This window comes from Parafrankia sp. EUN1f, assembly GCF_000177675.1.
Lineage (GTDB): Bacteria > Actinomycetota > Actinomycetes > Frankiales > Frankiaceae > Parafrankia.
Genome location: NZ_ADGX01000235.1, coordinates 1 through 9,619 on the forward strand (window position 1 = coordinate 1; position 9,619 = coordinate 9,619).

Consider the following 9,619-nt stretch of genomic DNA (forward strand, 5'->3'; position numbering starts at 1 on the left):
GGCTATGAAGGTGGCAGTGGGGACCGTTCGCTGCTGGGAGTGGGGACCACCTCGGCCCGACCGCGATGTCGTGTCGATGAGAATGGGAGCCACCTGCACCGGCCCTGCAGGCCGGAGCCCCGCGATCCCCTCCTTGCTGCTTTTGCCTGCCGCGCAGGCACTTTGGTCGCCGACGCGGCGCGCCGACCCTCGGCCCAGCTGCGATCCGCTCGGCGACCTGGCCCCGAAAACCATCACCATTCGATCTTGAAGCGAAGATCGAATGGTCCCCGATACCAGGTGCATCTGGTCCCCGTTGCCACTTACAAAGCCAGTCGGTGCGGACGCGCGCTGCTCACGGCTTCCCTGCATAACGGGCCACCTGCACCCAGGGCCAACCTGCGGTTCTTCGGGAAGGGTCGTGCCGGAGCCCGCGGACACCATCGACAGCGTCCGGTAAGGCAGCAGCGCGGCGCTGACCGTGCAGGCGAGTCCGGCGAGGAGCAGCGTGGTCCTGACATCGGTGAGCGCGACGAGCCCACCCCCGGCGAGGATAAATAGCGAAATGTTGACCGGACTACGGAGAGCCTGGTCTGCGTGTCGCGGAGGACGCTGACGGCTTGATCGGTATGAACGCCCGCAGCTTCGGAGGGAGGCTGCGTGGTGGTTCGCGATGAGCTGGAGCGGGCGGGCTCGGACTGGCCCTGCGTCTGCACGAGGCCGGCAACAAGGTGATCGTCGCCGGCCGGCGTAAGGACCTGCTCGACCAGATCGCCACCGAGCACCCGGGCATCGAGGCGTTCGTCCTGGACGTGGCGGACCCCGCGTCGATCACCCACGCCGCAAGCACCCTGGCCGCGAGCCATCCCCAGCTCAACGTGCTGGTCAACAACGCCGGCATCATGCAGACGGAGAACCTGCTCGATCCGGCCTGCCTGCCGATCGCCGAGGACCATGTCACGACCAACCTGCTCGGCCCGATCCGGATGACGTATGCCTTCCTGCCACACCTGGTGACCAAGGACGACGCCGTCGTCCTGAACGTCACCTCGGCGCTGGCGTTCGTGCCGTGGCCGGTCACCCCGACCTACAACGCGACCAAGGCCGCCCTGCACTCGTTCTCCGAGAGTCTGCGCGTCCAACTGGCCGGTACCCCCGTTCAGGTGATCGAGGTGGTCCCGTCGGGGGTCCGGACCGGACTGATGGGCCAGCAGGACAACGAGCAGGCCATGCCGCTGGACGAGTTCCTGACCGAGACGCTGACGCTGCTGTATGCCCAACCCGACGCCAAGGAAATCGTCGTGGAAAGCGCCAAGTTCGCCCGGCACGCCGAGGCCAGCGGCACCTACGACCAGGTCCTGACCATGCTGGGCAGCGTCGAATCCTAATCCGGAAACCCCACGGCCACGCCCCAACACACAGATCGAAACGCTCAAGGTGAAACAACGACCGAGGACGAGTCCTACCAGCTGGTCAGCACCGGACACGTGAATCCAGCAACCTATTGATCGAGCCGCTCAGCCCTGGATGGCGGTGCCTGCCTGGAAGAGGTCGTCGATGTTGGGCACTCCGTACTCGGCCAGCACTGCGCGGGTGTGCGCTGCGAAGGGCACGGGCGCCGACTGGACGGACCCAGGGGTGCGGCTGAGCCGAGGTGCGGGGCCTGGCATGGCCAGTCCACCGACGTCTACGAACACTCCTCGCTCGCGCAGTTGCGGGGTCTCGATCGCCTCAGAGAAGCTCAGGACTGGTGCGACACACGCGTCAGTACCTGCGAAGGTGTCTATCCACGTCTGAAGCGGGCTGGCAGCGAAGGCAGCGGTCAGCTCGTCGCGGATGCGCGGCCACTGGCCAGGATCAATCCGCCGCCGCGGGTCAGGATCAAGGCCGAGTGTTGTCATGAGCTCCGCGTAGAATGCTGGCTCGACCGCGCCCACGGCCACGTGGCGGGCGTCGGCCGTGCGGTACGTGTCATACCACGGCACACCGGAATCCAGCATGTTCACCCCACGTCGGTCCTGCCATACCCCAGCTGCCATCAGCCCATGGAACAGCGTCGTCAGGTGAGTGACACCGTCCACGATGGCAGCGTCCACGACCTGCCCGACGCCAGAGCGCTCGCGCTCGAGGAGCGCCGAGAGGATACCCACCACCAGGTAGAGTGAGCCGCCGCCGAAGTCGCCCACCAGGTTCAGCGGGATGGCGGGACCCTCCCCCTCACGGCCCATGGCGTGCAATGCTCCGGTGATAGCCAGGTAGTTAATATCGTGGCCTGCCGTCTGAGCCAGCGGACCATCCTGCCCCCAGCCGGTGATCCGGCCGTACACCAGTCTGGGGTTCCGGGTGGCGCATGCCTCCGGACCGAAGCCCAGCCGTTCGGCGACTCCGGGCCGATAACCCTCGATGAGGACGTCTGCCGACTCGACCATGGTCATCAGAGCGTCGACCCCCACCGGGTCACGCAGGTCGAGGGCCGCTGATCGGCGGCTGCGACGCAGCGCGTCCAGCTCTTCGGGTATCCCCGTGGTGGACCCGCCCGGGCGGTCGATGCGCACGACGTCCGCGCCGAGGTCGCCCAGGATCGACGCGGCGAACGGCCCAGGGCCGATCCCGGACAGCTCGAGGACTCGGACGCCGAGCAGCGGTCCCGTGGTCTTCATGTCATCAGCCATCGAGTAAAACTCCTTCGCGTGACCTGCCCTATGGAAGCAGCCTGTTCGTGTGGGCGACGTGGCGGTGTCATCGACGGCCCGACTGCGCTTTTGGCCGACGACGCACCAACACGTCGATGCGTCCAGTCTGGACCAGCTGCTCCTTCTGGTTAATCAGCTCGAACCGACGTTGGACGGCGCCGCGGTCGGGCTTCGAGGACGACGGGCGCACGTCCTCGATCGTCAGTCGCAGCCGAATAGTGTCGCCAATGAACACGGGGGCCGTGAAGGCCCATTCCTTGATGCCGAGCATCGCGATCGCGCTGCCTGAGAAGACCCCGGTGCGGTCGAGCAGACCCGTCGCGATCGACAGACCCAGAAGTCCGTAAACGACCCGCTGGCCGTAGATGGAGTCCTCCGCGGAGACCGCGTCGGTGTGGATGGGGTTGAAATCTCCGCTCAGCCCGGCGAAGGCGACGACATCGGCCTCGGTCACGGTGCGGGCGGCACTCTCGAATGTCTGGCCGATCTCAAGGTCCTCGAGGTAGTGCACTGCATTTCTGCTCATGAGTGTCCTTATCCGGTCGTGACTCAGTCGATCGAGAATCGGCGTAGTTCCACCTCGACCAGACCCTCGAGTGAGTCGGCCGGCGGCGTCGGGAGCGTCACGTCGCCGAGCTCCCTGCTCGGCAGCATGATCGTCGCCGTTCCCGGGGTCGTGACCTCACCGCGCTGGTTGGTGCACCGCAGCTCGATGTCGACGAGCCGGTCGTGGCCCTCGGCCCGTTTGTCGACAACCTCGCCGGTGATCCACGTGGTGTCACCGATGTAGTTGAACTTGCGGTGCTCGACGCGAAGGTTGCGCAGCCATGCGTCGTCACCCATCCAGTCGGTCAGCAGGTGGGTCATCCAGATCTCGCGCATGCCGCCGTAGTCGTACGACGTCACCAGACCAAGCTCGCGTGCCCGGGCCGGCTCCCAGTGAAGTCGCTGCACCGTGTCGGGCACGTTGAGCTCGTTGGGCGGGTAGAGGGCAGGAGCCTTGCGCCTCGTGAGGTAGGAGATGCGGAACGCCCCGGGCGGGGTCAGCTGCATGCCCCAACCGAGGTGCCATACGACGACATCCGTCGTGGTCAGGGGCCCCTTGACGCGAGGCTGCAGCTCCTCGCCGACCTCGACGTCCTCCCACAGGCGTGGTTCGCCGCCGCGGCGGACCTCGGTCTCGTAGGCCGCGTCGATCTCGGCGAGCTGCTCGGGCGTGTACGGCTCGGGCCCGGCGACGGCCGACGTCTTCGAGCGTTCCTTCGTCGCTCCGCGCTCGGCGTTGATCCAGGTGCCGCGACGGACGGCGTGCACTTGGCCTTCACCATTGGCGTAGAGGAAGTCGTTCGTCACGTGAGCTGTGCGGCCACCGAAGCGGCTGGCCTTCTCTTTGACCCCCACCTGCGTCAGGAGGAGGCGGCACCGGTCTCCGAGGACAAGTGGGCGATACCACTCGAATTCCATGACAGCCTGGTACGATCCCAGCCCGGCGAACGGATCGCCTTTCAGGATGGATCTGGTCTCGGCGTCCGGAGCCGGAGCCGCGTCCTCGCCCATCGTGTAGTGGAACCCGGGAGGCGCGATCACCGTGCCCCACCGCGTGTTCTTGGCGTACTCGGGGTCGTGGAACAACGGATTGTCGTCGCCGTATCCGAACACGAAGTGGCGCGTGCCGTCGCGCGTCACCTCGAGGTTGTGCGGGCTTCGGCGCAGCGGCTGCGGCACGCCCAGTCTCTGCCTGGAGCGCTCGAAGGCCGCAGCGGAGAGCTTGCCTGGCTCGGGCGTGACTGCTGGACGCGACGTCGTGCTCACAAGATCCTCCGTCGAGGGTGAGACCGCAGGAAAGTGCAACATGTAAACGTATTAATGTCAAAGGGATGCATATTTTTTCCTACAGGCGGCGGAAAACTGCGGCTAGGGCCTGACCACCGCCGATGCACATCGTGATCATGGCACGCTCTCCTTTGCGGCGAGCCAGCTCGTGCAATGCTGTCGCCGTCATGCGGGCCCCGGTGGCGCCGACAGGATGACCTAGGGAGATGCCTGAGCCATAAACATTGAGTCTCGATCGGTCGTCCCAGTCCCATCCCTTGAGGACGCCGAGCACCTGGGTGGCGAATGCCTCGTTGAGCTCGACCAGGTCGAGGTCGTCGAACGACAATCCGGATCGAGCGAATAGCTTGTCGACCGCCTTCACCGGCCCGATGCCCATCATCGCCGGGTCGCAGCCCGCGGCGGCGAAGGTCTCGAGGTAGGCGAGGGGCTCCAGGTCGAGTCGCTCGGCGGTGTCACTGTCCACGACAAGGCACGCGGCAGCCGCGTCGTTCTGCTGGCTCGCGTTGCCGGCGGTCACCGTGCCGCCGGGGATGATCGGCCGCAACACGCTCAGACGCTCTACGGTCGTGTCGGGGCGGATACCCTCGTCGCGGATGACCCTCATCGGGTCCCCCCTACGCTGGGGCACCGTCACCGGCACGACCTCAGCGTCGAAAACTCCGCTGTCCCAAGCAGCCTGGGCTCGGCGATGGCTCTCCGCCGAGTAGGCATCGGCCTCTTCGCGCTGGATGCCGTACAGCGATCCGACGTTCTCGGCGGTCTCGATCATGCCGGAGATAATTCCGAACCTCTCCACCGGCTGAGACCTTTCCCTGCCGCGGTCGAGGCGGTCGTGCATTGTTATTCCACCGGACCGGCTACCCCAGCGGGCGTCCTGCGTGTAGAGCTCGACGTTGCTCATACTCTCGACCCCGCCAGCCAGGACGACGTCGGCCACGCCGGTCTGCACCTGCATGGCGGCATTCAAGATAGCCTGCAGACCTCCCCCGCAACGCCGGTCGACCTGCATCCCGGGCACCTCGACCGGGAGGCCCGCGTTCAGCGCTGCCCACCGTCCGATGCACGGTGCCTCCGAGTTGGCGTAAGACTGAGCCAAGATGACGTCGTCGATGAGCCCGCCGTCGACGCCTGATCGTTGCAGGACCTCACGGACGACAATCGTGGCGAGCTCTTCCGCCGGGACCGGCCGCAGAACTCCGCCGAAGGTCCCAATCGGCGTGCGTAGCGGATTGACGATGACGGCACGTCTCATGGTTTCTCCATAAGTTTCTGGCCGGCCCGGACAGCCGGATCTGGCTGATGGCCCCTTGCCCTCAGTGGCCTTTCAAGAGTGGCGCTCCGGCTCTCCGGGGCGCCCTGACCGCTGAGTGAGATGCGCGTTCCGGTCACTGTTTACGGCACTGACGGCGGGGTGTTCCTCGGGCCGGAGGCATATTGACGGCTACGACGAGGGATGTGTAGGCGACACCCCGCCCGGGTCTGGGTCGGTATCGATGCGGACAAGGCCCGTCACTGGGCGAGCGCGGTGAACGACACCGGCGCCCAGGTATGGCCGAAGAAGATCGTCGACGACGAGGCGGTGATTCTGGCCGCGATCGGTGAGGCTTTCCCCGCGCTGGAACGGGCCTTCGACTACTCGACCCACAAGGGCACACTGATCCTGCTGACCGGCTACCAGACACCCGGTGCACTGTGTGGCCGCGGCCGGGCCGGGCTGGCCGCCTAGCTGACCGGCTGGGGGATGCGCGGCGCGGCCGCGGTGGCGGCCACCGAGGCCCAGCGGACCAGCCCGTCCGGCGAGAGGATCGCTGCCCTGATTGTCGCCGACCTCGCTTCCCAGATTCTCGCGCTCGACAAACGGATCACGGGCACAGACAAACAGATCCGCGAGACCTTCCGGACCCACCCCCAACCGGAGATCATCGGATCGATGCCGAGGATCGGCCCGATCCACGGCGGCGGGGATCGGGCCTTCTACCGGGAGGCGGGCCACCTCGCGTCTGCGGCCGACCTGGACTCTGTCCCCTGCGCCTCCGGACGACGCACCGGCAATCTGCACCGGAACAAACGCTATAGCCACCGGCTGCGCCAGATATTTTACCTGTCCGCGCAGACCAGCATGATCCACGGCAGACCAAACCGGGACCTGTACCACCACAAACGCGGCGAGTGCTTCAAACACGTCCAAGCCGTGATCGCGCTCGCCCGCCGACGCGTCGACGTCCTGTGGGCACTCCTGCGCTACAAGCGGATCTTCACCGCCGTCACGCCCGTCGCGTAGGGCACTTGACGCGGTCATGGAGACTCCCGAGTCGAGAGGTTGCCTGGTACTGGCTGTGAATGTTCGAGGGCAGTGACATGCGCGGGGTCTGCGACGGCGAGCAGACACTCGCGGCGCCGGGCGAGCGACAGGCCACGTAGATCGGCGACGCCGTGCTCCGTCACGACGATGGGAGCATCCCCTCTCGGGATAGTCACAGGACCCGACAATGTGTTGACGATGCGTGACCTACCGCCTGCCGTCGACGGAAGAGCGATGATGGGAAGCCCGCCACGGGACCGGCTGGCGCCGCGTAGAAAGTCGAGCGCACCGCCCACGGCGCCTACGTAGCGTCCGGCGGCGACCTCGCAGTTCACCTGGCCCGACAGGTCGACCTCGATGGCGGAGTTAATCGTCACCAGCTGCCGCAGCGATGCGAGTACGTCGGGATCGTGCGTATATCCGATAGGCCGCAGGGCGAACGATGGATTGTCGTCGACGGCGTCGAAGACCGCGCGACTGCCCATCACGAGCCCCGTCACCGACACTCCGTGGTCGCGCCCCTTCTTGGCGTTCGTCACGGCGCCCGTTTCGACGAGCCGAGCGAGTGCGTCACCGACCGTCCCACTATGGATACCCAGCTCGCGACGGTCGACGAGCGCAGCCACCACGGCCTCTGGAACCTTCCCGAGACCCACCTGCAATGTCGACCCGTCCTGGACCAAGTCGGCGATGTGGGCGGAGATCATCCGCTCCACCGCTCCCGACTCGGACGGCGGCGACGTCAACGGCTCGTAGGAGGACTCGACCCAGGCAGCGACGCGTTCAGGCCGCACGACCGGGGCATCGACGACGAGCGGGGCCTGTTCGTTGACCTCGGCGATGACGACACGTGCGTGTCGCAGCGCGGCCTCCATGTAGTCAGCCGCCAGGGCAAGCCGATGCAGACCGTCGGGTGCGGCCCGGGTCGCCTGCACCAGCGCGACATCGACGACGAGGCGACGGTCGTCGATCGCGGCGGCGATCGCACTGTAGTGCGCGGGCAGCACCTCCAGCCTGCCGGCTGCCTCTGCACGCCGATGCCCCATACCGGTGTAGGACATCGTGACGACGGCCGGAGCATCCAGCACGGACCTACCCGTCGGATCGTCGATCCCCAGCCCCGCGAAGCAGCGCACCGGACCGATCTGCGCCGCTTGGTCGGCCAGCACCGCGGTCAGCCCGATCGGCCGCGCGCAGGCCTGCCCCCACATGACCAGATCACCGGCGCGAACGAAGGACGTCAGGTCGAGCTGTTCGGGACGCATGAGGACCGCCTCGGATCGCATCGCTGCACGCGGGCTACTTCGACTCGGAGGTAGGTGGCAGGAACACCGGCAGCCGCTTCTGACGCATGGCGCGCAGCCCTTCGGAAAAGTCCGGCTCGGTTACCAGCCGATCCATGTCCAGCACCGAACGCTTGTACGCCTCGTGCAGATCACCCTCGGCATCGACGTGAAGCTGTCGCTTGATGACCGACAGCGCGCCGGGCGACGAGTGCAGCGCGATGCGGCGCACGTATGCCAGCGCCTCCTCCCGAAAGACGTCCTCGGGCCACGACCGTCGGACGAACCCGGCCTCGATCGCCTCGGCCGTCGTCATGACGGCATTGGTCATGAGGATCTCGGCGGCATTCTGCAGCCCGACGATGCGTGGCAGCATCCAACCGATGCCGTACTCGGCCGGCAGTCCGAGGCCGGCGAACGACGGGGTGATCTTGGCTCCGTCCACCGCGAGCCGGATGTCGGCGAAACAGGCCAGGACGAAGCCGGCTCCAGCGCACGCACCGTTGATAGCAGCCACCACCGGCACCGATAGCCCCAGGGGGTAGGTGTGATTGTGGCGCAGACTGGCCGGCGCGTTCTGCGGGTACGGCGGCAGTTCGACCTTCGCGCGCTGGTAGGTACCGCCCTCGCCGTCCATCGCCGTGAGGATCTGCGCGTCGGCGCCCACGCAGAACGACGATCCCTGTCCGGTGACAAGCACCGCGCCCACCAGCGGGTCGGTGTCGGCGTGGTGCAGGGCCCAGCGATACTCGGCGGCCATGCTGCCGGTCCAGGCGTTGCGACGATCCGGGCGGGCCAACGACACCACCGCGACGTGGTCGACGACGTCGTAGTGAATGTGCTCGAAAGACGACGGGTTCATGTCATCGGTTCCTGGTCTCGGGCGCTTGCCCGCGGGCTCCGTAGTTGATTGATCTATCTGAGACAACTCTTCGTGGCCGACATCCCGTCCGTCCACCGCCATCAAGGGCGACGCAATAGGAGCCAGCGAAGACGACGGATGACCATCGAGAACCGGCCGTTCACCAGTGCGGTGTGTGTTCCCGGGACCGCTGAGCTCAATGCCCGCCAGATCTGTCGTCAGATCGTTTGCGAAGAACTCGCGCCCGGCGCGTCCCTGCCGGGCGAGGCCGACCTGATGGCGCGGGTCCGGCGCGGGGAGGGCGACGAAGCGCACATCCTGTTCGCCTGACATCAGCGTCGACCCCCGGCACGTCGGCGTGCTCTCCTCGAGCCAGCCTGCGCCGGCGTGGTGGCTGTACGCGACGACCAGGTCGTCACCTCGAAACTCTCCGCGGGTATCGCCGAGCCTCACGCCCGGCAGGCTGCTACCTACCGCTTCCATGACCTCGTCCTGCCCGGCCGTACGACCTGCGAGCAGCGACATATGAGTACCTTTCTCGACCCGGCGGACGGGCGGCTACCTGGACTAACGCGTCTCGAAGGACGGTTTGGCTGTCTGGCCCATCTCCGTCTTGCTCAGGGGGTTGCCAAGTCTGGGGGTAGTGCAAAGGCACCTCCCGGCT

Annotated in this window: 6 protein-coding genes and 2 pseudogenes; 2 read left to right on the forward strand and 6 right to left on the reverse strand. The window is 66.7% G+C overall.

Annotated features, from left to right (window positions below):
- Positions 1-668: 668 nt before the first annotated feature.
- A pseudogene (locus FREUN1FDRAFT_RS36115) lies at positions 669-1,367 on the forward strand (SDR family oxidoreductase); the annotation flags it as partial.
- A 129-nt stretch (positions 1,368-1,496) separates the two neighbouring features.
- On the opposite strand, the gene FREUN1FDRAFT_RS36120 reads toward FREUN1FDRAFT_RS36115, so the two are convergent.
- The 4 genes from FREUN1FDRAFT_RS36120 to FREUN1FDRAFT_RS36135 all read right to left on the reverse strand — a co-directional run bounded on the left by FREUN1FDRAFT_RS36120 (position 1,497) and on the right by FREUN1FDRAFT_RS36135 (position 5,760).
- Positions 1,497-2,651 (reverse strand): CaiB/BaiF CoA-transferase family protein, encoded by a 1,155-nt coding sequence (locus FREUN1FDRAFT_RS36120; RefSeq protein ID WP_006545359.1) that lies wholly within the window; start codon positions 2,649-2,651, stop codon positions 1,497-1,499.
- A gap of 67 nt (positions 2,652-2,718) precedes the next feature.
- Positions 2,719-3,198 (reverse strand): MaoC/PaaZ C-terminal domain-containing protein, encoded by a 480-nt coding sequence (locus FREUN1FDRAFT_RS36125; RefSeq protein WP_006545360.1) that lies wholly within the window; start codon positions 3,196-3,198, stop codon positions 2,719-2,721.
- Between the two features lie 23 nt (positions 3,199-3,221).
- On the reverse strand, positions 3,222-4,484 hold the full coding sequence (locus FREUN1FDRAFT_RS36130; protein ID WP_006545361.1) for a MaoC family dehydratase N-terminal domain-containing protein: 1,263 nt from the start codon (positions 4,482-4,484) through the stop codon (positions 3,222-3,224).
- Positions 4,485-4,563: 79 nt separating this feature from the next.
- The gene (locus tag FREUN1FDRAFT_RS36135) at positions 4,564-5,760 is read right to left on the reverse strand and encodes an acetyl-CoA C-acetyltransferase (protein ID WP_006545362.1); all 1,197 of its coding nucleotides are present in this window, start codon (positions 5,758-5,760) and stop codon (positions 4,564-4,566) included.
- A 201-nt stretch (positions 5,761-5,961) separates the two neighbouring features.
- Here FREUN1FDRAFT_RS36135 and FREUN1FDRAFT_RS36140 point away from each other — a divergent pair.
- A pseudogene (locus tag FREUN1FDRAFT_RS36140) lies at positions 5,962-6,789 on the forward strand (hypothetical protein).
- 14 nt (positions 6,790-6,803) lie between these two features.
- On the opposite strand, the gene FREUN1FDRAFT_RS36145 reads toward FREUN1FDRAFT_RS36140, so the two are convergent.
- Together FREUN1FDRAFT_RS36145 and FREUN1FDRAFT_RS45600 are read right to left on the reverse strand one after the other, a co-directional pair.
- Positions 6,804-8,096, reverse strand: coding sequence for an acetyl-CoA hydrolase/transferase family protein (locus FREUN1FDRAFT_RS36145; protein WP_050796174.1), 1,293 nt, complete (start codon positions 8,094-8,096; stop codon positions 6,804-6,806).
- 13 nt (positions 8,097-8,109) lie between these two features.
- Positions 8,110-9,480 (reverse strand): enoyl-CoA hydratase-related protein, encoded by a 1,371-nt coding sequence (locus FREUN1FDRAFT_RS45600; protein WP_198144573.1) that lies wholly within the window; start codon positions 9,478-9,480, stop codon positions 8,110-8,112.
- Positions 9,481-9,619: the final 139 nt, after the last annotated feature.